The following is a 26684-nucleotide window of genomic DNA, read 5'->3' as shown; positions in this document are numbered from 1 at the left end:
GTTTTTTAAATACATTTGTAATGAAAAACTTTTGACAATGGATTTCCAGATACAATACCTCACTCCGGATATCAAAATTTCCAGTTATGACGACAAGCTGTTCAAAACGGAAACGGTTTTTGAATATCATATGCTGGTATGGTTCATATCAGGAGAAACGAAAATTATTCAGGCAGACAAAACCTATCTGTTCAAAGCAGGAGATATTTTTCTGATTCCTAGAAATCATCTTGCTACGATTATCAATTATCCCAAGGATGGGCTTCCACATAAAGCTGTAGTAATGCATCTTACCACAGAACGGCTGAAGAATTTTTATAGCTCTGTTGATTATGAAAGGAAAAACGGACATCGGGAATCCAGCATTTACAGTTTCAGCAGCCATCCGCTTCTGAACAGCTGTCTTGCTTCCCTGATTCCTTACTTTGAGATTGAAGGCTCACTTCCTGAAAATATCGCCCATCTAAAAATCACTGAAGCCATCAGTATTGTAAGGGAAATTGATCCGGATATCGATACTTTACTTGCAGATTTTGAGGAACCTGGAAAAGTAGATCTGATTAACTTTATGGAGAAGAATTATATGTTCAATATGCCATTGGAACGATTCGGATATCTGACAGGAAGGAGTTTATCAACTTTTAACCGTGATTTCAGAAAGATTTTTCAAACAACTCCGCAGCGATGGCTTACTCAAAAACGTCTTGAACTGGCCTATTATCATTTATCAGAAAAGAATAAAAAACCTTCCGATGTTTTTCTGGAAGTAGGTTTTGAAGACCTTTCCCATTTTTCACATGCCTTTAAAAAACAGTATGGCTTTGCGCCTTCACTGACAAGATAAAACAAAATAGGTTGTACTAGGTGAGTACAACCTATTTTTTATTTTAATTACTACTGGAATATTATTTTGGTAAGCTATCCGGATCTTTTGAATCCTTCTTCTGAGATATTACATTATGATTTAAAGCTTTTCTTTCAGGTTTTGAAGATGATTTTGAACGTGACGATTTTGATCCAGAACCCAACAGACCGAATAAATCAAAAACTACATCAAATATGTCAAAAAAATTCCAGGACATTAGTTTATTATTTTAAATCCTACTTATTCTCCTCCAACTTATATACTTTCTTCGTTCCTTCATACATTTCATATTGTAAAAATCTCGTTTCCACCTTTCCGTTGAAAAGTCTGATCTTTCTTGAAGGACGTCAATCGATTTTCTTCACTGTTTCAAAGTCTTGGAACATCAGCCGGCTATATGGTCTATATATTTTACTAAACCTGATTCGTTCTGTTATATAAACCATCTTGACTTAAAGTAAGCACACAATACTGCAGAAATAAAAAAAGTAATCACTGAACAACTGAAAAGAAGCAATTTGAACGGGGTTTTAAAGTAATAAAGTTCCAAAATATAGAGCACAAAAAACACTAACAGCGAAATACCGATTCCTATTAAAGAAGCTACTATTAAGGTTTGTGTATAATTTTGTACCGGTAAAGGATCTTTAAAAACCATAAAAAAACCAAATGCCGCTAATACCAAAGCTACAGCACTTACTTTCTCAGTAAAATATTTAGATCTTTTTGATTCCTTTTTTCTAGGTTTTTCATCATAATTAAGACTCTTTCTGTCAGAGGTTGAACTTAACGAGCCTGAGCCCGAGCTAAACAATCCCAACGCGTCTACAATTATTCCCAATAGATCTAATAACATCAGTTTATTATTTTAAATCCTACTTATTCTCCTCCAGTTTATGTACTTTCTTCGTTCCTTCATACATTTCATATTGTAAAAATCTCGTTTCCAGTTTTCCGTTGAAAAGTTTGATCTTTCTTGAAGGACGTAAACCGATTTTCTTCACCGCTTCAAGATCGGAAGAGATTAACCAGGCTAGTGTATTCGGGTAATGCGTTTTAAAAGTATCTCCGATTTTCTTGTAAAAATCATCATCATTAATAGAAATTCTCTCATCGTATGGAGGATTGAATACCATTAATAATGGAAAAAGTTCTTTTTTAGAATCAAAGAAGTTCTGTTTTTTAATCTCAATAACATCATCCATTTCTGCAGCCTCTACATTCATTCTTGCAGCATTCAGCATTCTTGCATCAATGTCATATCCAACAATTTTTCCATCAAATTGCCTTACTCTGTTAATTCTGAATTCTTTAATTTTTGCAAATAAGTCTGCATCATAGTTATTCCAGTTCTGGAATCCGAATCTCTTTCTGAAAATCTGAGCCGGAAGGTCCATCGCAATCATTGCTGCTTCAATTAATAATGTTCCGGAACCACACATAGGATCAAGGAAATTTCCTTTTCCATCCCAGCCTGCCAGCTGAAGCATTCCGCTTGCCAAGACTTCGTTGATAGGAGCCTCTCCCTGTTCTCTTCTGTATCCTCTTTTAAACAAAGGATCTCCTGAAGAATCCATTGAAATCATTACCAATTCTCTGTCTATGTGAAGATGGAATTTGATATCCGGATTTCTCGTTTCTACATTAGGACGTCTTTTAAATTTTTCCTGGAAATAATCCACAATAGCATCCTTCATTTTCAAAGTCACAAACTGAGAATGCTTGAAGGTTTCAGAGTTTACAGTGGCATCAATAGAGAAAGACTGGTCAACATCCATAAAATTCTCCCATTCAAATTTAAACAATCTATCATAAAACTGATGCTGATTAAAAGCTTTGAATTCATGAATCGGCACCAGAATTTTCAATGCTGTTCTCGCAGAGTAATTGATTTTATAAAGAAAACCAAGATCTCCTTCACAGTTTACCGCTCTGTTTTTAATTTCAACATTTCTTCCACCCAATTTTTTGATTTCTTCTGCCAGAATCTGCTCCAATCCGAAGAATGTTTTTATCTGTATTTTAATATTTTCTGTATCCATAAGTTTGAATTAAAAGATTTAAAGCTTTAAAAATTAAAAGATTAACTATTCAACTTCTTGTCCAATTGAATTTTTCAATCTCTTAATGTTGTAAAATACTTTGCTTTTAACCGCACAAATTTAGTTATTTTTGCATTATGGAATGGTTTGAATCTTGGTTTGATACCCCTTATTATCATTTGCTTTATAGCAACAGAGACTATACTGAAGCAGAAAACTTCATTACAAAGCTCACAGCGGACCTTCAGTTGCCGCCTCAGTCGAAAATCATAGATCTTGCCTGTGGAAAGGGAAGACACTCTGTTTTCCTTAATAAATTAGGATATGATGTTTTGGGACTTGATCTTTCAAGACAAAGTATTGAATCTGACAAACAGTACGAAAATCAAACTTTACTTTTTGAAGTTCATGATATGAGAAATCCTATTGATGCAGATCCAATGGATGCTGTATTCAATTTATTTACAAGTTTTGGGTATTTTGACAATGAGAGCGATGATAAAAAAGTATTCCAATCAGTTTACAATGCTTTAAAACCAGGAGGATATTTTGTTCTGGACTATCTGAATGAGGAATTTGTAAGAAATACCTTAGTTCCTGAAACAACGATCACGAGAGGGAATATTGAGTTCAGAATCCTAAAGAAAATCGAAGGCAGACACGTCATCAAAGACATCCGTTTTGAAGCCGATGGTAAACCGTTTCATTTCTTTGAGAAAGTAAAACTTCATACTCTGGAAGCCATTCATGCCTATGCTTCTGAATGTGGGTTTGAAAGAATAAAAATCTGGGGAGATTATCAGCTGAATGAATTTAAGAAAGAAAATTCCCCGCGATGCATCAATTTATTTAAGAAAAAATAATGACAACAGTACTTTTACTGATTTTAAGTGTCGTAACAGGAGTATTTCTGGGAAAACACTTTGGTAAAAAAGAGAAACTGGCTAAAAATCTACTGATATTAAGTGCCGGTTTTTTGATTACAATCTGTCTTAATGAAGTGTTTCCGCAGGTTTATACCTCTTCCGGAAGCAGCAGCCTTGGGATATTCGTAATCGCGGGAGTTCTGCTGCAGATGATCCTGGAAGCTCTTACCAAAGGTTTTGAACACGGGCACTTCCATCATCATAGCGAACACAATATTCTTCCTGTTGCTTTAATGGTAGGATTATTTATCCATGCTTTTATTGAGGGGATTCCTTTGGCTAACGAGCAACACGAAATGTCGCCTTATCTTTGGGGAATTGTATTTCATAATCTCCCTATTTCATTTATTCTGGGAGCATTTTTATTTAACAGAAAGGGAGAATCTAAAAGTTCTTCATCTTATCCTTCTATTCTCATTGTAGCCTTATTTGCATTGGCTTCTCCCATGGGAATGTTGTTAGGTAATTATTTCAATCCTGATCTTCAACCTTATTTTCTGGCGATCGTAGGCGGAATTTTCCTCCATATTTCATCCGTAATTATTTTTGAAAGCAATAAAAATCACAATATCGATTGGGTAAAAATAGGGCTGGTTGTTTTAGGAGTTTCACTTGCATTGATGATGCATGTTTTCCATCAACATCCCACTGCTCATTCTCATTAAATATAAAAAAAGCTCTGAAATCCAGAGCTTTTTTTATTATATTTCTAGTAATGATCCACATTTTTCATGATCATTATCCTTAATCTATACTCATTCCTCTTTAGACTCATCAGTTAAAATTTGTTTTTTTAAAAATATTTTACACGAAAGAATAAATAAAAATTAAATATTTACACTTTAAAACAAAATAAAACACAATTTTTAACATTTTTTAACACACATATAACACCTATACATTGTTTTTTGTACATTAGCGACATTACCATCATCTAAAAATTGTATGAAAAAACAAAAGAAATTAACGACATCAGTCTGTTTTTTTTTAATGACAGGTTTTATAGCAGCCCAGACCACAAAGAAAACAGATTCTTTAGAAGAAAAAAAAATTGATGACATTGTAATTATCGGCTACAAGGCACAGAAAAGATCCAGCCTTACAGCTGCCGTTTCTGTTATTTCTGACAAAAAACTTCAGGATTCCAATACCCCAAGCGTATCCGGTCTTCTGCAGGGAAAAGCCGCCGGAGTTCAAATCTTACCCGGTGGAGGTTCTGCAGGTTCTGTAGCCACTGTAAAAATCAGGGGTACTTCTACTATCAATGGTCCCAGTTCTGCCCTTTGGGTGGTGGATGGCGTAGTAATGCCCTATGCTCCCAATCTGGATCCCAATCAGATAGAAAGCATCAACATCCTGAAAGATGCTGCTTCTACAGCCTTGTATGGTTCCCGAGCTGCCAATGGTATTGTACAGGTGTTTACCAAATCAGGAAATTCAGGGAAAGGAATATTAATTGCATCTCTTAATAATTCTTTTAATGTGTTTAACAACGGGCGCTTCAAGCTTATGAACGGAACGCAGTTGTATGATTATTTCACCTCATTAAAAGGAGCACCTGAAATCCCTAAAACCCTTAGAAACGATGGCTACAACTGGCTGAAAGGCGGTACACAAACAGGAGTTGTACAAAATTACACTATTGATTTCAGAGGTGGCTCAGACCATTCCAAAACCTATATTTCAGGAAATTATTATAATGAAACCGGAACAATAAAAGGAGATGAATACAACAGGCTATCATTCAGAATCAATCATGAACAGACTATAAAGCCTTGGTTGATAGTGAAACCCAAAGTCAGTTTATCATACACCACGGGAAAAGATACTCAGGCTTCCCTTTATCAGATGTACCTTAATATGCCATGGGACAACCCCAGAGATGCCAATGGAAATCTGATCAGGGTGGATGAGGATTACGCAGATTGGTACGGAAGGGATAAAAGCAGTTACCTTTATGACCTTCAATGGAACTATGGTAAAAGTAATCAGCTGGATCTCATAGGAAATCTGGATGCTGAAGTCAGATTTACTGATTATCTTAAATTCATTACCACTAACAATGTTACCTACAAAAACTATGATGATATGTACTATACCGATCCCAGATCGATCAGTGGAACAAGTAATAAAGGGGAATTAACAGAAAACTATCAAAAAGACATCAGCAAATTTTTCAACCAGATGCTGAGATTTGACAAAGATTTTGGAAATCATAACATCAACGCATTAGCTGCATATGAATATACCGACAGATTCTATAAGTCATCAAGAGCTGGTGTTTATGGCGTAGTACCCGGTACAGATATTTTTAATACCGGTGCTTCTACAGGACAAAAGCCAACAGGAAGAAAGTTTGACCGCGCTTATAATGCATTCCTATTTAACACAGAATATGTATATGATAAAAAATATTTTATCCAAGGGTCTTTAAGAAGCGAATCATCTTCTGCATTCGGTGCCAACAACAGAAACGGCTTATTTTATGCGTATAGTGTGGGATGGAATATCCATAAAGAAAATTTCTTCAAAATAAAACCTGTTAACGAATGGAAATTACGGGCAAGCAGAGGACTTGTGGGAAATACACCCGGTCCGGATTACGGATGGCAAGACCTATATAGACTTACAGAAAAATATGATGGACAAATAGGAGCAACATGGTATCAGCTCGGAAACCCTGCGTTAACCTGGGAATCAATCTATCAGAATAATATTGGTACCGATATCAAGGCATTTAATAACAGACTTACTTTAAATATTGATTATTTTAATAATAAAACAAAAAACCTGCTGATGCTTGTCCCTCTGCCATCATTGACAGGAGTTGACAGACAGTATGTGAATATCGGTGACGTCAGAAACAAAGGCTGGGAGTTCAATGTAAATTATTCCATTATCCGCTCAGAAGATATCAACTGGGATCTGGGGTTTAATATCAGCACCTATAAAAACAATGTCCTTTCAACCCGTAATAACGGCACACAGGTCTTGGACAATTATCATGTAGCTATACAAGGATATGACGTTAACTCTTTCTATATGAGAAAGTGGCTGGGTGTAAATCCGGAAAATGGTGAAGCACAATGGGAGATCATTAATCCGGATGGAAGCAGAAGTGCGACCTCAAAATACAACCTGGCTACCGTACAAGTGGTAGGAGCTGCCACACCAGATTATTACGGCTCTGTAAGTACTAATCTGAACATCAAAAATTTCTATCTTGCCGCAAATCTTTATTTCTCTCAGGGTGGGCAAGTATATAACTCGTACAGAGAATTATTTGATTCAGACGGTGCCTATCCGTATTACAACCAGATGGTTTTAAAAGATGGATGGACAAGATGGGAAAAGCCGGGAGATATCGCAACCCATCCGGCTGCTGTATACAACAATAATTCATTAACAAATAAGCCTTCATCACGGTATCTTGAGGATGCCAGCTTTGTCAAGTTAAGATCCTTGAGAATAGGATATACTTTGCCTGCATCTCTAACAGAAAAGATGAAAATAAAATCAGCGAATATTTATATTATGGGTGAAAATTTATTTACCATCACCAAATTCTCCGGAGTGGATCCTGAAGTTGGTAATGCAGATAATCAAAGCGTCTATTCTGGCAATGCAGGAGCTATCTACCCTATTCCGAGAAGATTTTCCTTAGGCTTAAACTTTTCTTTTTAAAAAAATAATTATGAAAAAAATACTTATTCCCATTCTCATAGTATCATTAACGGCATGTAACATAGACCGTTCACCGTATGATTCAAAGGAGTCTGATGTTATCCTTGCAGATGCAACCGGACTCAAAACCATAACGCTGGGAAATTATGCATTGCTTAAAGGGGATGCGGATGGCGGTGGTTTTTACAACAACCTATACAGGATCAGTGAATATGGTGGTGATAATATTGATATCAGCGGAACTACCACCGATTCATTTTTTTATTATTATAATTATAAAAGCATTAAAAACAATGCCCGCACCAATACGATCTGGAACTCGGGATACAAAGCTATTATCGGATGTAACAGAGTGATATCAAAGGTTACGGAAGGAAAAGACACAGAAACAGATCAGCTCATAGGCGAAAATTATTTTTTAAGAGCTTATGTATACTTTTCTATGGTCAATGTATTTGGAAGACCCTATAATCAGGGGACAGGTAATCCCGGAGTACCCTTAAAACTATCTGACGATGTCAACGATTTGCCTGCCAGAGCCACTGTGGGAGAGATATACAATCAAGTGGTAAACGACCTTCTGAAAGCAGAAAAACTGATGACCCTGGACAAAAACAATATATATGCATCCAAAGAAGCAGCACAGGCTTTACTTTCCAGAGTCTACTTATACATGGAAAATAATGATAAAGCGATTGAATATGCAGATAAAGTCATCAATTCCGGGAAGTATACCCTTCTATCTAAAGCAGAATTGCCTGCTTATGCTACCAAAACTCCTGAATCCAATACCGAAACTATTTTTGCATTTAAATACAATAAAGATGGAGACTATAGTGATGGCTGGTATACTATAGGCTCAATGTATGCTACCATACAGAATGTGGGCTGGGGTGAAATGTATGCTTCTTCCTCTTATCTTGATCTGATCAATCAGAATCCTCAGGATGCAAGGCTGAAGTTTATTTCTCCCAAATACAGCAGTCCGGCGGTTCCGGTTGCATATTGGGTACAAAAAGGAACCAACTCATCCGGTGCCACCACCTACAGTTATCAATTTCAAAAGACTTTCCAGCAGAATGGAAATACTTACTTCACCATGAATAATATCAATTATCAGGTACAATCTGAGGCAGCACCCAATAAAACAAACTATTATTTTGTTAACGCAAACGGTGGAAAAACTTATATTTACTTAGATAATGATATGGATAAAAGAAACGGATATCCAAAATTTTATGTTTTAAAATGTTCCTTACAGGAGGGAGTTCCGCAACTGTGGTCTCCGGTTGTTATAAGACTGGCAGAAATATACATGAACAGAGCCGAAGCCTATTCGAAAAAAGGAAATACTGCTTCAGCACTCGCAGACATAAACATTATCAGAACAAGAGCAGGAATACCTGTATATAATTCAGTCCCTGCAGGGCAGACTATTCTGGACGTTGTTCTACAGGAAAGAAGGTTGGAAATGGCTTTTGAAGGACATAGAAGATACGATGTCTTCAGAAACAAACTGGATCTCGACAGACAATATCCCGGAACTCATTTAAGTGGAAATAATGCTTTTTATACAGTACCTTATACCCATAACAGAGTGGTAGAATATATTCCCGAGCAGCAGATCCAGATCCAGCCAAATCTGGTGCAGAATCCGGATTAAGAATGATACGGAAATCAACAGCATTCAAAAATTTCAAATCAACAAAAAAGAGGCTGTCCTAAATATAGGCAGCCTCTCTTTATATATTTTGATATCTTAACTTAGAATTTCCATCCAACCGTAAGGAAGAAATTATTTCTGTTGTTTTTCACCTCACTTGCCGCATATGCTTCACTTGCGAAGATATTTTTAGCAGAATAATAAGATGAATCAGAATTACCATCCATATATCCTCTCATAAAAGGATTAGTATACTTAGATGAGATATTCTGATAAGATGCATCTACATAGAATGATTTGAAATCATACCCGATACCAAAAGAAAGGGTATTTCTGTCACTTAGCATCATATTGCTGTACGATTGATCTCCTACAGTACCTGCATCATTAAATCTGCTGATCGTAAGGGCATCAAAAGGAGTTGACTGGTAAGAGTATCCTCCTCTCAATCTGAACTGCTGTACTCTGTACTCAGCTCCCACTCTTACTTCTGAAAGATTCTTGTAGTTTTCTTTGAAGAAATCATTTAATTCTCTTTCTGCACCTCCATATACTTTATAATCAGGTTTTGTAAGTCCAAGAGTATAGTCTACGTTCAATGAGAAGTTTTTACTTGCTACAAACGCAGCACTCACCGTTGCTTTAAGAGGTGAAGTGAACTTTCTGTTTTCAGCTCCAATATCGTCTCCATAAACAGGATCATTATAGAAATAATAATTTCTGTCTATTGTCCAGAATGTAGGAGTTTCAAGAGAGGCTCCGACTCTGAAGTTAGGACTCAACTTTCCAATCACCCCTAATGAAGCAGAAAAACCTGAAGATCTTTCTGAGTAAGGAGTATCCTGCTTACTAAATGCTTCTGTAGAACCATTGGCAATGTTTCGGTACAACAAAGTATCATACTGATCCAATGAAGCATTGAAAAAGTTGAAACCTGCTCCTAAATATAAATTATGATTATAGTTGGCACCAACTCCAAAACTCATCTTTGACAAGTTACCGTATCTTTCATACATATGCCCCGCTAATGCAGCATCCTTGCTAATATCATCCTTATCAAAAGCATAAACGATCTTATTATTTCCTGGTGACTGGATTACATTGTCCAAAGTCTGATTAGAAAAATTAATACCAATGTTGATAAACTTCCATCCGGTTTCTGTCATCAAAGGAAAAGCAATTACACCTCCTGCATTCCCAAGGTCTCCTCTGGTTTTGCTATAATCTATTGTAGATCCTCCTAAAGTACTTTTGTTTTTATTTCCTAAAATAGATAAAGTTCCTGAAACCTCACCTGAAATAGCTACTCCTAAACCTGCCGGGTTCGTAAGCAAAGAGTTTGCATCACCACCTAGCGCACCATTAGCTCCAGCCATCGCATTAAACTTAGCTGATCCCACCATAGGAGTACTTGAATAAACCTCTACCGTATTTCTTATGACAGAAACATCCTGAGCCTGTGCATAAAATGCAGCAGAAATACTCATTAATACTAAAGATTTTTTTAACATTATTTTTTAATAGTTTATTAATTTGAAAAATTATCTGAAGCCACCTCTGCCTCCGCCGCCGGATCTCATTCCGCCACCTCCTGAAGAACCGCCTCTAAAGCCTCCTCCTCCGGAGTTGAAGCCACCACTCGATCTGAAACCTCCTGAATCATTAGATCTGAAGCCTCCGTTATTATTGTTATATCTTGGTTGTGGTTGCTGATAATTGTAATTAGGTCTTGTTTGTGGCGCAGAGTTACGGAATCCACCATTAGACTGTGTATTTCTGAAACCTCCGGAATTACCGTTTCTAAAACCTCCGGAATTGCCATCTCTGAAACCGCCATTACTGTTTCTGAAGCCTCCGTTTGAGTTGGTATCTCTGAAACCACCATTATTATTAGTGTTTCTGAAACCTGAATTATTTGTATTCGTTCTGTAAACTGCGTTGGCTACCCCTGTATTCTGGAATCCACCTCCACTGATACCGCTTCTTCTGTAAACAGGTCTGTTGTAGTAGCCACCACCCCAGTAACCACCTCCGTAACCCCAGTAGGGATTCCCGTAGTATCCGCCCCAGAATGGATCATAATATCCGCCATATCCGTATCCCCAGTATGGACTTACCCATCCGTAAGAGCCTCCCCAGCCCCATCCGAATGATCCGCCCCAACCCCAGGACATACTAGCACCCCAGCCCCAGCCACGGTTCATACCCCAACCCCAATACGGGCTGTAACCACCATACCATCCCCAAGGAGATCCCCATCCCCATGAGTTGTCATAATAGTTGGTCTGAGAACCTGCATAAAGTCCCCAATCCGAGTCTGTAGCGTTGGAATTCCAATTGGTATTGGTACCACTCCAGTCATTATATCTGTTTTGTTGCTCTCTGGAATTCGCCTGTGCATTTTGAATTACATTGGAATCCTGATAGTAATCATAGTATTCTCCTACTCTGTTTCCGCTATCATTGATGATAACTCCTTCAGGTAGCGTATCCTTATTGGGGTCGTAATACACCCCGTCTGTCTCGCTATACCCTCCCATCTGAGCACCACAAGACACAAGTAATAATCCGCCCGATATAGCCAATATCCCTTTGGATCTTAGCAGACCAAGCAAATTTTTATGTATATTTCTTTTCATGATAACGTAAAAATTTTTAATTTAAATTATATTTGCAATCTGTACCAAAAATGTACCAAAATACTGGTAAAAAAATCTATCAAAAATAGATTTTTATTTTTAGATAACAATAATGTACAAAAGTTAAAAAAATTTAAAAAAATAATGGCAAAATTAACCTCAAGAAGCGAAGATTACAGCAAATGGTATAATGAGCTGGTTGTAAAAGCTGATTTAGCTGAAAACTCAGGCGTGCGTGGATGTATGGTGATCAAACCGTATGGCTATGCGATCTGGGAAAAAATGCGTGATGAAATGGATAAAAAATTCAAAGAAACAGGTCACGTTAACGCATACTTCCCGCTTTTTGTGCCCAAGAGCTTGTTTGAGGCTGAGGAAAAAAATGCAGAAGGTTTTGCAAAAGAATGTGCTGTTGTTACCCACTACAGGTTAAAAACCGATCCGGACAACCCTTCCAAACTGATTGTAGATCCGGATGCAAAACTTGAAGAAGAACTTATTGTTCGTCCTACTTCAGAAGCAATTATCTGGAATACCTATAAAAACTGGATTCAGTCTTACAGAGACTTACCGATACTAATCAACCAATGGGCCAATGTTGTTCGTTGGGAAATGAGAACACGTCTTTTCCTGAGAACAGCAGAATTCTTATGGCAGGAAGGGCACACCGCTCACGCTACAAAAGATGAAGCTATTGAAGAAGCAGAAAAGATGAATAACGTATATGCAGATTTTGCAGAAAACTTTATGGCTATTCCTGTAATTCAAGGGTTAAAAACGCCTTCTGAAAGATTTGCAGGAGCTGATGAGACTTATTGTATTGAAGCATTAATGCAGGATGGAAAAGCTTTACAGGCTGGAACATCTCACTTCTTAGGTCAGAATTTTGCAAAAGCATTTGACGTAAAATTCACCAACAAAGAAGGTAAAATCGAACATGCATGGGCAACATCATGGGGAACATCTACCCGTCTGATGGGAGCTTTAATTATGACGCACTCTGATGATTTCGGATTGGTATTGCCTCCTACCCTTGCGCCGATTCAGGTGGTGATTGTTCCTATCTTTAAAGGAGAAGAGCAACTGGAACAAATCAGTGAAGTGGCTTTAGATATTCAGGCTAAACTGAGAGCAAAAGGAATTTCTGTTAAGTTTGACAATGATACTCAGAACAAACCAGGATGGAAATTTGCAGAATATGAATTGAAAGGAGTTCCTGTAAGAATCGCTATGGGACCAAGAGACCTTGAAAATAAGTCTGTAGAAATTGCGAGAAGAGATAATCTGACTAAGGAAGTTCGTTCTATTGAAGGAATTGATTCTTATATCGAAGATTTATTGAAAACGATTCAACAGGATATTTATAATAAAGCATTTGAATTCAGAAAAAATAATATCACGAAAGTGGATACTTATGAAGAATTCAAAAAAGTTCTGGAAGAGAAGGGTGGATTCATTTATGCACACTGGGATGGAACGGCTGAAGAAGAGGAACAAATCAAGGATGAAACGAAGGCTACAATAAGATGTATTCCTTTGGATAATGACGTAGAAGAAGGAATTTCTTTGATTTCAGGAAAACCATCTAAGAGACGTGTATTATTTGCAAAAGCTTATTAAAAATTTTAATGATTTAGAAAAAAATCATTAATTTTTAAAGAAATATTCAAAAAAAAGTGACATTTGGACGGATTTTTGTTTAAATTTATCTCAACATTAATCAAAAAAATTTATTATTATGTCTTTAAATGTCATTGATTTAATTAAAGGACAATTAGGTCCCGCATTGATTTCACAGGCTGCATCGCAGTTTGGAGAAAGTGAATCTGGTATTTCTAAAGCAATTGGCGGATTATTACCTGCTGTAGTAGGTGGATTAGCCAATAATGCAGATAAACCTGGCGTTGTGGATGCTATTACACAAGCCTCTTCAAGTGGAATTTTAGGAAATTTATTAGGCGGTTCGTCGAGCAGTCCTATTATTTCAAACTTATTATCTTCCATTTTTGGAGATAAAGTAGGTGCATTAGTTAATTCTATTGCCAGTTTTTCAGGTGTCAGCAATACCTCTGCAGGTTCTTTGTTAAACCTGGTGACTGGAGCTACAGTAGGCACTATTGGAAAATATGCAGCAGACAATAATCTGGGTGCTTCAGGTATTTCCAGCTTACTGCATGATCAGAAAGGCATTATTTCTTCTTTATTGCCTGCAGGTCTTTCTTTGGCTTCCTTTGGATTAGGAGCTGAAAATTGGTTTGGCCAGGCAAAAGAAACGGTTTCTTCAGTAACATCTACTGCTAAAGATAACATCGCAGAAGGTGTAGCTACAGCAAGAGAAAATGTTTCAGAAGGAGCAAGAGAAGTAAGAGAAAGATTTGAAAATAATAACAATAATAATCAAGGCGGAGGTTCAATCTGGAAATGGTTGCTTCCGCTTTTATTATTGATCGCTGCTGCTTATTTCTTATGGAAGCAGTGTGAGAAAAAACAAACCACTACAACCACTACTACAACATCTGATTCTACTGCAACCAGCACAACTACGGATACTGCTGCTACAACAGTAACACCTGCTCCTGCAACAGCTAAAACAGATGAAAATATTGATCTTAATGGAGTGATGTTAAAAGGTTACAAAGGAGGAATGGAAGATCAGATGATTACATTCCTGAAATCCGGAAACTACAAAAATGCAGCTGATGATGCAGCATTGAAAGATAAGTGGTACGACTTCGATCACGTCAATTTCAAAATGGGAAGTGCTACTGAACTTGAAGCAGGTTCACAAGGGCAATTGGATAACTTAGTGGCTATCCTTAAAGCTTTCCCTGATGCAAAAATCAAAATTGGAGGTTATACAGACAAAACCGGAAACGAAGCCAACAATGTAAAACTATCAAAAGCCAGAGCTGAATATATCAAGGCTGCTTTAGTAAAAGCAGGAGTTGGTGCTCAGGTTTTAGAAGCTGAAGGCTATGGAAGTAAATTTGCTAAAGTAGATGCAAAAGCTTCTGATGCTGAAAGAGCTGCCGATAGAAAAATGGCTGTAAGATTTGCAAAATAATCTTTAGAGTCAATAAAAATTAGGTCCCGGGAAGCAATTTCCGGGATTTTTTTATGCCATGATTTTTCTGTTTACATTTATTTAATTAAATTTGTTAGTCATTTCTAACATTTATGAATTTCAATATAAAAAACGCTTGGCGAAAAGATAAAACAAACCATTCCTTATCAGAGGTTTATTCATCAATCAAAGTCCCTAAAAATGCAACTTTCTGGAGGAAATATCTTGCATTTGCAGGACCAGGTCTGATGATTGCCGTAGGTTACATGGATCCAGGAAACTGGGCCACAGATATTGCCGGGGGAGCTCAATTCGGTTATACACTCCTTTCGGTCATCCTTATTTCCAATATCTTTGCAATGGTTTTACAGCACTTATCCGTAAAACTTGGTGTTGTTGCAGAAAGAGATCTTGCTCAGGCCTGTAGAGACCACTTCAATCCTACCACTAATTTTATTCTCTGGGTATTCTGTGAAATAGCCATTGCCGCCTGTGATCTCGCTGAGGTCATCGGTTCAGCCATTGCATTAAACCTGTTATTCCATATCCCGCTGACCTGGGGGATTGTCATTACAACAGTGGACGTTTTAATCATTCTTTTACTTCAGTCCAAAGGTTTTCGATGGATAGAGAGTATTGTAGGAGGGCTTATCTTCATTATTCTAGCCTGTTTTGTATATGAAATCATCATTTCGCAGCCTGCTTTTAATGAGATTCTGGGAGGTTTGGTTCCGCAAAAGGAAATTATTCAGAACCCGGCCATGCTTTATATAGCAATCGGGATTTTAGGAGCTACCGTAATGCCACACAATCTGTATCTGCACAGCAGTATTGTACAGACCAGAGATTATACCCGTGATACCGAAGGAAAAAAAGAAGCCATAAAGTTTGCCACCATAGACAGTACCGTTTCATTAATGCTGGCATTTTTCATCAATGCAGCAATTCTTATTCTGGCTGCTGCTACATTCCATACTACAGGAAACGAGCATGTGGCGGATATTCATGATGCCTATAAAATGTTAACCCCTATTCTGGGAGCTTCTATGGCCAGTATTGCATTTGCCATTGCTTTATTAGCATCCGGGCAAAATTCAACATTAACTGGAACTCTTGCCGGACAGATCGTCATGGAAGGCTTCCTGAATATCAGATTAAAACCATGGCTGAGACGATTGATCACCAGACTTATTGCTGTAATTCCGGCACTTATTGTTGCCATTCTTTACGGAGAACAGGGAACAACTGAATTATTGGTTTTAAGCCAGGTAATTCTTTCCATGCAGCTTAGTTTTGCAGTTGTTCCATTGGTGATGTTTACCAATGACAAAGCTAAAATGGGAGAATTTGTCAATAAACCATTCCTGAAAGTCTGTGTATGGATAATTTCCATCATTATCATTGTTCTAAATCTGTACCTTTTGTACCAGACGTTTACGGGAGAATAGAAAATATAACTATAGTTTTAAAATTGACTATTGGACATTCTTTGGTGAATGGTCAATTTTTGCTTCGCAAAGTCAATTTTTTATCCTACTCCATAATAAATTCACAAGCAAAGCGGATTGACGTATTCACCATTGATAAGTGAATAGTCAATAGTCAATTTTTGCTTCGCAAAGTCAATTATCAATCCCTCCCCACAACAAATTCACAAGCAAAACGAATTGACGTATTCACGATTCACCACTACTCCCTTTTTCTGCCTTAATGTCCAGATTTTAGATTTGGCAGGCTCTTTGTCAAACAATCAGTAAATAAATATTGAATTATGGAAAACCAGGATATTAACGAAGAAAGCATCAATAATCAGGAAGAAAACAATGTTCAGAATGACGCAACGTCTCAGGACAATGTGACAGTTACTCCTTCTCCAGAGGAACTTTTGGCAGAAGAGAAAGACCGTTACATCAGATTGTATGCTGAATTCGAAAACTATAAAAAAAGAACAAGCAAAGAGAAGATCGAATTCTTCCAGTATGCCAACCAGGAAATGATGGTTTCAATGTTAGGAGTTTTGGATGATTTTGAAAGAGCTTTAAAAGAAATCGCTAAAAATGGAAATCCGGCTGACCTGCAAGGTGTGGAACTTATCTATCAGAAATTCAAGAACAAACTTACCGAAAAAGGACTAAAAACAATGGAAGTAAAGGCTGGTGACAGCTTTAATGTTGATTTCCATGAAGCGATTACTCAGATCCCTGCTCCATCGGAAGATTTGAAAGGAAAAATCGTAGACGTTATTGAAACAGGATATACTTTAAATGATAAAGTGATCCGTTTTGCAAAAGTAGTAACAGGAAATTAAAATTCATAAATGATAAATGGTGAGTGATAATTGATGAATGTTTCACTTATTAGCTTTACAATATCTTTTATCATTTATCAACAATCAATTATAAAGTTGTCATGTCAAAAAGAGATTATTACGAGGTTCTTGAGATCAACAAATCTGCATCGGCCGACGAAATAAAGAAAGCATACCGTAAAATGGCCATCAAATTTCACCCGGATAAAAATCCGGGAGATAAAGAGGCTGAAGAAAAATTTAAAGAAGCTGCTGAAGCTTACGAAGTTCTGAGCGACGATCAGAAACGTGCAAGATACGACCAGTTCGGACATGCCGGAATGGGTGGAAATGGTGGTTTCGGAGGCGGAGGCTTCGGAGGCGGAATGAACATGGAAGATATTTTCAGCCAGTTTGGAGATATTTTCGGTGGTGGTTTCGGAGGATTCGGTGGTGGCGGTGGAGGCCGTCAGCAGGTTAAGGGTTCTAATTTAAGAATCAGAATCAAGCTGAACCTTGAGGAAATGGTAAATGGTACTCAGAAAACCATCAAAGTAAAGAAAATGAAGATGGCGGAAGGTGCCACTTCAAAAACATGTCCTACCTGTAACGGTTCCGGTGTTCAGTTAAAAGTAATGAATACCATGTTTGGTCAAATGCAGACTCAAACTACATGTAGTACTTGTCAGGGAATTGGAAAAGTTGCTGACAAAATTCCTGCAGGAGCCAATGCACAGGGACTTATCAAAGATGAAGAGGAAATCGCAATCAACATTCCGGCAGGAGCAAGAGACGGTATCCAGCTTAATGTAAGAGGAAAAGGTAATGATGCTCCATTTGGAGGTGTTCCGGGAGATCTATTGGTGATCATTGAAGAGGAAGTAGATCAAACGATCAAGAGAGAAGGTGATAATCTTCACCAGGAATTATATGTTTCATTTGCTGAAGCTGCTTTAGGAACGAAGAAAGAAATTCCTACCGTAGGCGGAAAAGTAAAAATTACCGTTGATCCGGGAACTCAATCCGGAAAAATCTTGAGATTAGCCGGAAAAGGGCTTCCAAGTATCGACAGCTATGGTAAAGGAGACATGTTCATCCACATCAATGTCTGGACTCCACAGAAGCTTACCAAGGACCAGAAAGAATTCTTTGAAAAGCAGATGTCCAGCGGAGAAATGGTTGCAGAACCATCCGGAAAAGAAAAAACTTTTTTTGATAAAGTAAAAGATTTATTCAATTAATATAGAAAAAGAGACTTTTTACAGGTCTCTTTTTTGTTTAACGTTCAAAGTTTTATATTCAAAGTTTAAATCTAATCATAAAAAATCCTGCACTCTCTCGAGTACAGGATTTTTTGGTTATTTAATTCTAATTCTGTTTTATTTTTTTGTTGCCAGGGAATAGATTCCTTTTCCTAAAGTGAAGACAGCAACCGCTGCCAATCCGCCAGCAACTCCAAGTGTAAGCTCTTTCAAAACATCCGGCCAGGTTGGTAATATGCCATGGAAAAATTCGATCCTATGCAGAAAAATTCCACCAGCAACCATTATTAAAGCAATTGTTCCTACGACTCCTAATATTTTAATAACAATAGGTAAAGCCTTCACTAATAGATGTCCAAGTCCTCCGAAAAAGCCTTTATCCTTACTTTTCTTTATTAATTTAAACCCAGCATCATCCATTCTTACGATCAAAGCTACAATTCCATACACTCCAACAGTAGCAATGAATGCAACCAGGCTCGTTACTAAAATCTGCGTAATGAAAGGATGACTTTCTTCCAATACGGTTCCTAAAGCAATAATAACGATCTCGATGGATAAAATAAAATCAGTTGTAATTGCCGATTTTACTTTCTCTTTTTCAATTTCTTCAGAACTTTTTTCGTCTTCTTCAATTTCCTCTATAACTTCATGCCCCTTTTTGTCACGGTGAAAAAGAAATTCTATAACTTTTTCAACGCCTTCAAAGGCCAGATAGAATCCTCCAAGGATCAATACATAATTAATAGCCGGAGCATATAACCAATTAAGTAAAAAAACGATAGGAAGAATAATCAGTTTATTGATAAATGATCCTTTGGTAATTGCCCATAAAACGGGAATTTCCCTTGAGGAAAGAAAGCCAGTGGCTTTTTCTGCATTTACAGCCAGATCGTCTCCTAAAATTCCTGCTGTCTTTTGGGTAGCAACCTTACTGGTAACCGCTACATCATCCATCAATGCTGCAATATCATCCAAAATTGCAAAAAAGCCTGATGCCATATTTTAATAATTTTTTAATCTTTGTTAAGTTCAGCAAAAATAATTATTTAATTCCGTTTTTGGATTCATAATCTAACAATTATTTTGAAAATTATATGAACCTTTCAACAATCCTTCACTTTCAATATTTTATATCTTTGTTTAAAATCTATTGGATGAATAAAAACTGGGAAAATCAATTACAAAGAATATGGCTAAAACTTGGAACCATAAACAGTGAAGAGTTTATTGAGCAAATTAAAGATCATGTAGAATTACTTACAGAAAAGGATTCCCAGGCTATTGCTGATTTTGAAAGAGCCTGTGCTTTTGATTCCACCGGGCACGAAAAGGAAGCAGAACCTTTGTACAGATCAGCATTAGAAAAAGGATTAACTGGCTTACGAAGAAGAAGAGCAAGAATTCAGCTCGCAAGCACCTTAAGAAATAATGGAAAAATAGAAGAAAGTATCCATATTTTAAGGGAGGAAAAAGCCCACTATTCTGATGAACTGGATGATGCGGTAGATTCTTTTTTAGCACTGTCCCTTTCTTCAGCAGAAGAATACAAAGAAGCACTGTCTTTAATATTGAAAGCTCTTTCCAAACATTTGCCCAGGTACAATAATTCTTTGAGCCGCTACGCTGAAAACCTGTAATTTTAACCGTTTTTTAAATCTGATCCCTATGCAACGTCAATTTCATATTTTAGCTTTAGGATGTATGTGTTGTTTGTTCAGTGCATTCTACTCTACTCTGAAAGCTCAGACGGAAAATCATCTCAACACTATTAATCACGAAAGCAAGAAAGAAGAAATAGACCACATTATAAAAGCATTTGCAGCAATTAATAAATTTAATGGAACTGCTTTGATCCATTATCAGAATAAAAACATTATTGAAAGATCATACGGCTGGCAGGATGCAGAAAAAAAGATCCCCAATCAGGACAAAAGTGTGTATCAGATTGCTTCTTTACCAAATCTTTCACAGCTCTGGTCATTGTAAAGATAAGCGAGGAAGGAAAAATTTCTTTTAAAGATCCTGTCTCAAAGTTTATTCCCGATTATCCAAGAGGAAATGAAATTACGATCGAACATCTCCTTACCCACACTTCCGGAATTTATGAAGTATTGCGAAATAAAGAGTATTTCAATCTTCTTCACACCGGAAAATCTATACCAAAAGATAAAGAACTTTCTTTTTTTAAAAATGAACCATTGGATTTTAAACCCGGAACTCAGTTTTCTTATACCAATTCAGGGTATATCATATTGGGACTTATCATTGAAAAGATAACAGGACTTTCTTATGAAGATGCTGTAAGAAAATTCATCCTAAATCCTCTGAAGATGGCTCACACCGGTTTTAACTACCTTGCACTGAAAAGCCCGTACAAAACCGTTCCTTATTCTTATATTTCAAACACAAAACAGGAAAAAACACAAGTCTGGAATTCTACACTAACCGGTCCTGCAGGACAAATCAACAGTACCGTTGAAGATCTGTACAATTACTATATTGGATTGAGAGATTATAAAATTGTTTCCAAAGAGGCATTTAAAAAAGCAACCACTCCTTTTTTGAGCGGCTACGGTTATGGTTGGTTTATTGATGATCTTTACGGAAAAAAACTCATTAATCACGGCGGAAATATAGAGGGTTCCACAAGTTATTTTGCGATGCTTCCGGAGGATGATCTCTGCATTATCCTTCTGAACAATATCACAAGTAAAAAACTGGAGAAAGCAGGTAATACTATTTTAGCGGCTCTTTTACATCAGCCTTACACTATTCCACAACCAAAGAAAGAAGTAACACTAAGTGCTGATATTCTTAAAAAATACGTGGGAGATTACCAACTTTCAGATGATAGCATTATCCATATTCTCTACGAAAACGGGCAGCTTTTTATGCAGAACAATAAAGATCCTAAGGTCAGAATTTCAGCTGAAAAAGAAGATGCGTTTTTCCTTCAGGATGATGACACTGAGATTTCTTTCATTTTCAAAGAAGGTGAAAAAGGAGTTATTACCATCAAAAAAGGACTGTCATCAAAAACAGCGGAAAGGCTTTAATTAAACCTTGTTTGCTTCATAATTAATAGAATTTTTCGTAAATTTAAGTAATGAAAAAACTCGTTCTCCGGTATCATTTTTTCGTCATGGGATGCGTTGGTTTCCTTCTGCAGTCATGTAATACTAAATTCAGAGTTTGGGTAGGTCCCGGCGGACAACAGAAGATTTACAATCTGAAATATGGGGAACATAAAAGACAGAAAATGGATGTTTTTCTTCCCAAAGATTATTCTGAAAATTCTCCTGTTGTACTTATCGTTCATGGTGGTGCCTGGACTTTGGGTAAAAAAGAGCATATGATCCAGGTTCAGAAAATGCTTTTTCAAAACAACATTCCGAGTATCAATATGAATTACAGGTTTGTTTCTACCAAAGAAAAGATCACTTATAAACAACAGCTTGAAGATATTGGGCTTGCCATTGAAAAATTCAACTCTTTAGCAGAAAAAGCAGAGCTTCAACCCAACAATTACATTCTTCTGGGAGAAAGTGCCGGTGGCCATCTAGCCTTACTTTATGGTTACCAGCATCCTGAACAAATAAAAAAAATAATCTCCTTAAGCGGACCAACAGATTTTTACAGCTCTGAATATCTTAAATCTTTTTATTCAAAATATACCTCTCCTACTTTTCAAAAGGTAGTAGGGACTAAGTTTGACCGGAAAAACGTTTCTGAAGCTTTTAAGGAAGCCAGCCCTATTGCTAATATTACAGATGTTCCGACCATGTTATTTCAGGGAAATAATGATGTACTGGTAAATCAACACCAGGGAATTGCGATGGACTCTGCGCTTACCAAGATGAACGTTCCACACAAATTTATTTTTATGAAAGGAGCCGGGCATGCACCCAGATTTTTCAGTAAAAGAAAAAGAGACAGCATTATCTATCCTAATATTCTGGAATGGATTAAAAAGTAAAGGTGTCTAAGAGAATTTTTTTGATTATTAAACGCAAAGGATAATAATTACAACACATCATTGTAAAAAAGCAAAGAAGTCGTGACTTTGTCACTGATGAAGCTCACGAATATATATCCATACGCTTAGAAAGAATCAATTTCATTGATTCCTACCTTTGCTCTCTCAAAATAATACTCAATACAAATTAATCTTTGCGTTTAAAAAATTTATTGATAAGCAATAAAAAAGCCATCTCATGATTGAGACGGCTCTATATTTTTTATTGAATTCTTTATCTATTCAAAGTCCTGATCTTCATATTTTTTTGAAAGGTCTTCTTTTTTTCCGAAAACAAACTTGAAGATGACCGGAAGTGTCGTTACCAATACAATGACGATAATGATATATTCCAGTTTCTGTTTTAGATTGATTCCAAACTGGTCCATGAAAAGTTTATCCAGATAATGCCCTGCAAAGATCAAAATGAATGACCATAATACAGCTCCAATAATATTATCTCTTAAAAACTCTTTTTTATCCATTTTTACAATACCTGCCACAATGGGTGTAAAAGTTCTTACAACCGGTAAGAATCTTGCCATAATAACAGCTAATGCACCATGTTTTTCAAAGAAATCGTGGGCCTGATAAAGATATTTCTTCTTAAAAAGCATTGAGTCCGGTCTTTTATATAAAGCAGGACCTGCTTTTCTCCCGAAATAATATCCAACTTCATTTCCAATAACAGCAGCAAGAGCTACACCAGAAGCTAATATTGTAGTATCTAGGAAATCGCTCCCTGTAGAGCCAAAAGTCTCTTTGATGATTTCAACAGCATAAATTCCCGAAACGAACAGTAGTGAATCTCCAGGTAGAAAAAATCCTACAAAAAGACCTGTTTCAGCAAAAACAATAAACAAAATCAGCCAAAACCCTCCCATTTTTATATAAAACTCCGGGTTTAATAAATCCTTCCAGCTATTGAAATCTTCCATAAATATCGATGAACAACAAAAGTAAGTCTAAAATGTCTGAAACAAAAATTAATTATAAGATTTTAACTAAAATTCAAACATGATTTTTATAAGTCCAGATCATCATCGGAAACAGCCGTTCCATCGGCCATTAAGAATGCTTTCAGGAATGGAGTGATATTTCCGTTCATTACGGCATCCACATCTGAAGTTTCATGACCGGAACGTACATCTTTTACCAGTTTGTATGGATGCATGACGTAGTTTCTGATCTGGCTTCCCCACTCGATCTTCATCTTGTTGGCTTCAATCTCGTTTCTGGCTTTCATACGTTCTTCCAGTTCCATTTCGTAGAGTCTTGAACGAAGGAGCTGCATTGCTTTTTCTTTATTCTGAAGCTGAGAACGGGATTCTGAGTTCTCAATGATAATTCCGGTTGGTGCGTGGCGAAGACGTACAGCCGTTTCCACCTTGTTTACGTTCTGCCCTCCGGCTCCGGAAGCTCTCATGGTTTCAAAGCTGATATCGGCAGGATTGATGTTGATTTCAATGGTATCATCCACCAAAGGATAAACATATACCGAAACAAAACTTGTATGACGTTTTGCATTACTGTCAAAAGGAGAAATCCTTACCAAACGGTGTACTCCGTTTTCACCTCTTAAATATCCAAAAGCAAATTCGCCTTCAATTTCAAGGGTAACAGTCTTCACACCTGCTACATCTCCTTCCTGGAAGTTAAGTTCACGGATTTTATAGCCTTGTTTTTCTGCCCACATGGTATACATTCTCATCAGCATAGCTGCCCAGTCACAGCTTTCTGTTCCTCCTGCTCCTGCTGTAATCTGAAGTACTGCAGAAAGTTCGTCCCCTTCATTGGAAAGCATATTTTTGAATTCCAGGTCTTCAATTTTTTCCACCAATTGCGGGAAAGTCTCATCCAGTTCTTTTTCAGAATCCGGATCTTCTTTAGCAAAATCAGCCAAAACCTGTAAATCTTCAAACTGTGTCTGAATTTCGTCATAGCTTTCTACCCATTTTTTCTTGGAACGAAGCTGTTTTAGAAATGCTTCAGCAGTTTTTGGATTATCCCAAAATTCGGGTGCCGCAGTTTTTTCATCATCATTGGCTATTTCAATCTTCTTTTTTTCAATCTGAAGGTATCTGTGTAAGTCTTCAATTCTGGATTGAACTTCTTTTATCTGGTCGTTGTTAATCACGAATGTTTCTTTTTTGCAAAAATAAGGAATTCTTTTAGAGTGGAGAGGTGCTGGGTTAAAGTTCGGGCTTAAAGTTTTGGGGTAAAGTTTTGAATCTGAGGTTCGGGTTCCGGGACGTAGAGTTCAGGTTTGAATTTATGGAGTGTAAATTATCCTTTATATTTATATTTTAAAACAGGTTTAAAATGGATATCAATGATTGGATCAATGAGCGTAATGGAAATTTTGCTCAGTTAAAGAAGCTTATTATTTCAATGAATTTAATGCCCGGTCTTTCTAAAAACAGTTTTAATCACTTAACAGAAAAACTTCTTCAACAGCTGGAAAAAGGGGCTGATCAGGAAAAGCTGGAAACTATTATAGAAACCGAGTTGGGTGTCACTTACGGTCTTTACAGGTCTGAGTTTAGTGCCGAAGATGTAGCTAGAGATATTTTAAAGTGGTGGGAAAACAGCTAAATCACTCTTTGATAATTTCAGCGTCAAAGCTTCTTCTAAGATATTCTTTTGCTTGTTTACTTTCCGATTTGAACCCTGCCATAGTTAAAGCGTAGACAAACAAGAGCATACCCAGAGGAAGAAAAAGTTCTACTGATATTTCTTTTTCCCTTATAGTTTTTATAGAGACACCTATGAAGAAAATCAGGGCAAATGAGCACCAGACTATTAAGAAAAAGAAGACAAAAGCATGTAATGACATGGTCACCTGTATTTGGGTTCCATTATTTTCATTTTGAATTTTACCGTTGATCTGAGGAAGAAAAGAGTTTCTGTATTGTATAACTCTGCTTATTTCAAAGCTATTATTATAGATAGATCCTTCATATTCTTTGATATAATTTTTCCCCAAACCAAATTTTTTAGGTTCTACAAAACCAGAGAGTCTTGTTAAAACTTCCTTTTCAGACAAATTTGTTTTGTAAGTAATACGTTCAAAGGGTAAGTATTTCATGTTTCCCAACGTTGTAATTATATCATTTCTGCCATCATTTCACCTATCTTCGGGGCCAGGGCCACTCCCATTCCTGAAAGTCTTACCGCGCAAAACTGTCTTTCTGAAAACTGTTTTATAATGGGCGATTTTTCTTCACCCATAGCCATGATTCCTGACCAGCGGAGGGCAATTTTAAAATCTTTATGAGGAAGTATGACTTCTTTTAAAAAGTTTTCTAAATGATTCTGCAGAAATTCTGTCGTTTCAAAAGCCGTTGTTTCTTCTGTCTTAAAATCCTGATTTCTTCCGCCACCCAGTAATATTCTGTTTCCTATATTTCTGAAATAATAATAGCCTTCATCATAATGAAAAGTACCTTTAAGTTTTAAACCGTCTACTGGTTCTGTCAGGAGAACCTGTCCGCGGGCAGGAATGATATTCTCTTTTTCCAGAAATTTTGAAGTGAATGCATTGGTACAATAAATAAGCTGGTCGGCGATTACAGAAAGATCTGTTGAAAGCTGCACCTCAACTTTGTTCGTTTCTTCAATATTTTGAACTTCCGTTCCAAATAAAAACTCAATTTTCAGTTCGTGGCATTTCTCCAGTAGTTTCTGTACTAACTTTCCGGAGTGAAGACCTCCTTCACAGGGATTTTCAATCAGGAATTCAGATTTTCCAAGTCCGAATTCCTTTATTTTATTCTGTTTTAAAGTATAAGTCTGATCCAGTCCGGTTATTGTTTTCAGTTTTTTATTTACAGCATCAATCTGGGTTAAAGGCTCTTCAGTGTTTACAATTTCATAACCTCCATTCAGTTCAAAATCAATTTCATCATGTTTAAAATAATGCTGGATTTTCTGAAGTCCGTTAAATCTCATTGTAACAAGCTCCAGTGTTTTTTCCCAGCCCATTTTCTCAGAATCGGCAATCACTTCGGTAAGACTTCCAAAGCAGGCAAACCCGGCATTTCTTGTGGAAGCACCCAATGGAATGGTATTCCGTTCAATAATAAGAACAGATTTTTCAGGATACTTCTCCTTTATGGATATAGCTGTCCAAAGCCCGGAAAACCCCGCACCAATAATGATGATATCTCTTTTTCTGTAGAATGTATCCAATTCCCAAATACTGTTCATAAATAATGAGTAATTAGGTAATGAG

Annotated in this window: 24 protein-coding genes and 1 pseudogene; 15 read left to right on the top strand and 10 right to left on the bottom strand. The window is 36.9% G+C overall.

All coding sequences use genetic code 11. From position 1 onward, the window contains the following. The first annotated feature begins 37 nt into the window (after positions 1-37). Positions 38-844, top strand: coding sequence for an AraC family transcriptional regulator (locus PZ898_RS23405; RefSeq protein ID WP_277694374.1), 807 nt, complete (start codon positions 38-40; stop codon positions 842-844). A gap of 257 nt (positions 845-1101) precedes the next feature. Here PZ898_RS23405 and PZ898_RS23400 read toward each other — a convergent pair. The 3 genes and pseudogenes from PZ898_RS23400 to PZ898_RS23390 all read right to left on the bottom strand — a co-directional run. Beyond that, positions 1102-1254 (bottom strand): annotated as a pseudogene (locus PZ898_RS23400) (class I SAM-dependent RNA methyltransferase); the annotation flags it as partial. A gap of 44 nt (positions 1255-1298) precedes the next feature. Continuing rightward, positions 1299-1721 carry a branched-chain amino acid ABC transporter substrate-binding protein gene (locus PZ898_RS23395; protein ID WP_277694373.1) on the bottom strand — a complete coding sequence of 141 codons (423 nt, stop codon included), beginning with the start codon at positions 1719-1721 and terminating at the stop codon, positions 1299-1301. A 19-nt stretch (positions 1722-1740) separates the two neighbouring features. After that, entirely contained in the window at positions 1741-2907 is a 1167-nt protein-coding gene (locus PZ898_RS23390; protein WP_062671180.1) for a THUMP domain-containing protein, read from the bottom strand. 137 nt (positions 2908-3044) lie between these two features. Here PZ898_RS23390 and PZ898_RS23385 point away from each other — a divergent pair, with 137 nt between their 5' ends. The 4 genes from PZ898_RS23385 (at position 3045) to PZ898_RS23370 (ending at position 9180) form a co-directional block, all read left to right on the top strand. Beyond that, the gene (locus PZ898_RS23385) at positions 3045-3770 is read left to right on the top strand and encodes a class I SAM-dependent methyltransferase (protein ID WP_062671183.1); all 726 of its coding nucleotides are present in this window, start codon (positions 3045-3047) and stop codon (positions 3768-3770) included. Next, complete coding sequence (locus tag PZ898_RS23380; protein WP_123278072.1) at positions 3770-4498, top strand: ZIP family metal transporter; 729 nt, start codon at positions 3770-3772, stop codon at positions 4496-4498. Before PZ898_RS23385 ends, PZ898_RS23380 begins: the two co-directional genes overlap by 1 nt. Before the next feature lie 280 nt (positions 4499-4778). Next, positions 4779-7517: a SusC/RagA family TonB-linked outer membrane protein gene (locus PZ898_RS23375; RefSeq protein ID WP_277694372.1), complete on the top strand. Its 2739-nt coding sequence runs from the start codon at positions 4779-4781 to the stop codon at positions 7515-7517. A gap of 10 nt (positions 7518-7527) precedes the next feature. Further along, positions 7528-9180, top strand: coding sequence for a RagB/SusD family nutrient uptake outer membrane protein (locus tag PZ898_RS23370; protein WP_277694371.1), 1653 nt, complete (start codon positions 7528-7530; stop codon positions 9178-9180). A 101-nt stretch (positions 9181-9281) separates the two neighbouring features. Here PZ898_RS23370 and PZ898_RS23365 read toward each other — a convergent pair whose 3' ends face one another. Further along, positions 9282-10667, bottom strand: a complete 1386-nt coding sequence (locus PZ898_RS23365; protein WP_277694370.1) for a hemin receptor — start codon at positions 10665-10667, stop codon at positions 9282-9284. 54 nt (positions 10668-10721) lie between these two features. After that, positions 10722-11819 (bottom strand): prolyl-tRNA synthetase, encoded by a 1098-nt coding sequence (locus tag PZ898_RS23360; RefSeq protein WP_277694369.1) that lies wholly within the window; start codon positions 11817-11819, stop codon positions 10722-10724. A gap of 144 nt (positions 11820-11963) precedes the next feature. Between PZ898_RS23360 and proS the strand changes: the two genes are divergently transcribed. The 5 genes from proS (at position 11964) to dnaJ (ending at position 18411) form a co-directional block, all read left to right on the top strand. Then, the gene (proS, locus tag PZ898_RS23355; RefSeq protein WP_277694368.1) at positions 11964-13439 is read left to right on the top strand and encodes a proline--tRNA ligase; all 1476 of its coding nucleotides are present in this window, start codon (positions 11964-11966) and stop codon (positions 13437-13439) included. Between the two features lie 118 nt (positions 13440-13557). After that, positions 13558-14883 carry an OmpA family protein gene (locus tag PZ898_RS23350; RefSeq protein WP_277694367.1) on the top strand — a complete coding sequence of 442 codons (1326 nt, stop codon included), beginning with the start codon at positions 13558-13560 and terminating at the stop codon, positions 14881-14883. A gap of 113 nt (positions 14884-14996) precedes the next feature. Next, positions 14997-16331, top strand: a complete 1335-nt coding sequence (locus PZ898_RS23345; protein WP_120233139.1) for an Nramp family divalent metal transporter — start codon at positions 14997-14999, stop codon at positions 16329-16331. 323 nt (positions 16332-16654) lie between these two features. Continuing rightward, complete coding sequence (locus PZ898_RS23340) at positions 16655-17191, top strand: nucleotide exchange factor GrpE (protein ID WP_062671198.1); 537 nt, start codon at positions 16655-16657, stop codon at positions 17189-17191. A gap of 101 nt (positions 17192-17292) precedes the next feature. Then, complete coding sequence (dnaJ, locus tag PZ898_RS23335; RefSeq protein WP_277694366.1) at positions 17293-18411, top strand: molecular chaperone DnaJ; 1119 nt, start codon at positions 17293-17295, stop codon at positions 18409-18411. A 138-nt stretch (positions 18412-18549) separates the two neighbouring features. On the opposite strand, the gene PZ898_RS23330 is transcribed toward dnaJ, so the two are convergent. Further along, positions 18550-19434 (bottom strand): DUF808 family protein, encoded by an 885-nt coding sequence (locus PZ898_RS23330; RefSeq protein WP_062671202.1) that lies wholly within the window; start codon positions 19432-19434, stop codon positions 18550-18552. Between the two features lie 155 nt (positions 19435-19589). Between PZ898_RS23330 and PZ898_RS23325 the strand changes: the two genes are divergently transcribed. From PZ898_RS23325 to PZ898_RS23310, 4 genes are read left to right on the top strand one after another with little or no spacing between them, the layout of a single operon-like run. Further along, positions 19590-20072, top strand: a complete 483-nt coding sequence (locus tag PZ898_RS23325; protein ID WP_277694365.1) for a tetratricopeptide repeat protein — start codon at positions 19590-19592, stop codon at positions 20070-20072. A 28-nt stretch (positions 20073-20100) separates the two neighbouring features. Continuing rightward, a complete protein-coding gene (locus PZ898_RS23320) occupies positions 20101-20421 on the top strand; it encodes a hypothetical protein (protein WP_277694364.1) in 321 nt (106 codons plus the stop codon). Then, positions 20319-21491, top strand: a complete 1173-nt coding sequence (locus tag PZ898_RS23315) for a serine hydrolase (protein ID WP_347176661.1) — start codon at positions 20319-20321, stop codon at positions 21489-21491. Before PZ898_RS23320 ends, PZ898_RS23315 begins: the two co-directional genes overlap by 103 nt. Positions 21492-21541: 50 nt before the next feature. Next, positions 21542-22411: an alpha/beta hydrolase gene (locus PZ898_RS23310; RefSeq protein WP_062671208.1), complete on the top strand. Its 870-nt coding sequence runs from the start codon at positions 21542-21544 to the stop codon at positions 22409-22411. A gap of 278 nt (positions 22412-22689) precedes the next feature. Here PZ898_RS23310 and PZ898_RS23305 read toward each other — a convergent pair whose 3' ends face one another. Further along, positions 22690-23388 carry a VTT domain-containing protein gene (locus tag PZ898_RS23305; RefSeq protein WP_062671210.1) on the bottom strand — a complete coding sequence of 233 codons (699 nt, stop codon included), beginning with the start codon at positions 23386-23388 and terminating at the stop codon, positions 22690-22692. Between the two features lie 86 nt (positions 23389-23474). Next, a complete protein-coding gene (prfB, locus tag PZ898_RS23300) occupies positions 23475-24587 on the bottom strand; it encodes a peptide chain release factor 2 (RefSeq protein WP_062671212.1) in 1113 nt (370 codons plus the stop codon). A 185-nt stretch (positions 24588-24772) separates the two neighbouring features. Here prfB and PZ898_RS23295 point away from each other — a divergent pair, with 185 nt between their 5' ends. After that, the gene (locus PZ898_RS23295; RefSeq protein WP_062671214.1) at positions 24773-25045 is read left to right on the top strand and encodes a hypothetical protein; all 273 of its coding nucleotides are present in this window, start codon (positions 24773-24775) and stop codon (positions 25043-25045) included. Position 25046: 1 nt separating this feature from the next. Here the strand turns inward: PZ898_RS23295 and PZ898_RS23290 are convergent, their stop codons facing one another. Together PZ898_RS23290 and PZ898_RS23285 are read right to left on the bottom strand one after the other, a co-directional pair. After that, complete coding sequence (locus PZ898_RS23290) at positions 25047-25538, bottom strand: hypothetical protein (RefSeq protein WP_216445064.1); 492 nt, start codon at positions 25536-25538, stop codon at positions 25047-25049. A 17-nt stretch (positions 25539-25555) separates the two neighbouring features. After that, a complete protein-coding gene (locus tag PZ898_RS23285) occupies positions 25556-26659 on the bottom strand; it encodes an FAD-dependent oxidoreductase (protein WP_277694363.1) in 1104 nt (367 codons plus the stop codon). Between the last annotated feature and the right edge of the window lie 25 nt (positions 26660-26684).

This window comes from Chryseobacterium sp. WX (genome assembly GCF_029542485.1).
GTDB lineage: Bacteria > Bacteroidota > Bacteroidia > Flavobacteriales > Weeksellaceae > Chryseobacterium > Chryseobacterium cucumeris.
The sequence above is the reverse complement of the archived record's forward strand: the minus strand, read 5'-3'. Positions and strand labels throughout refer to the sequence as shown.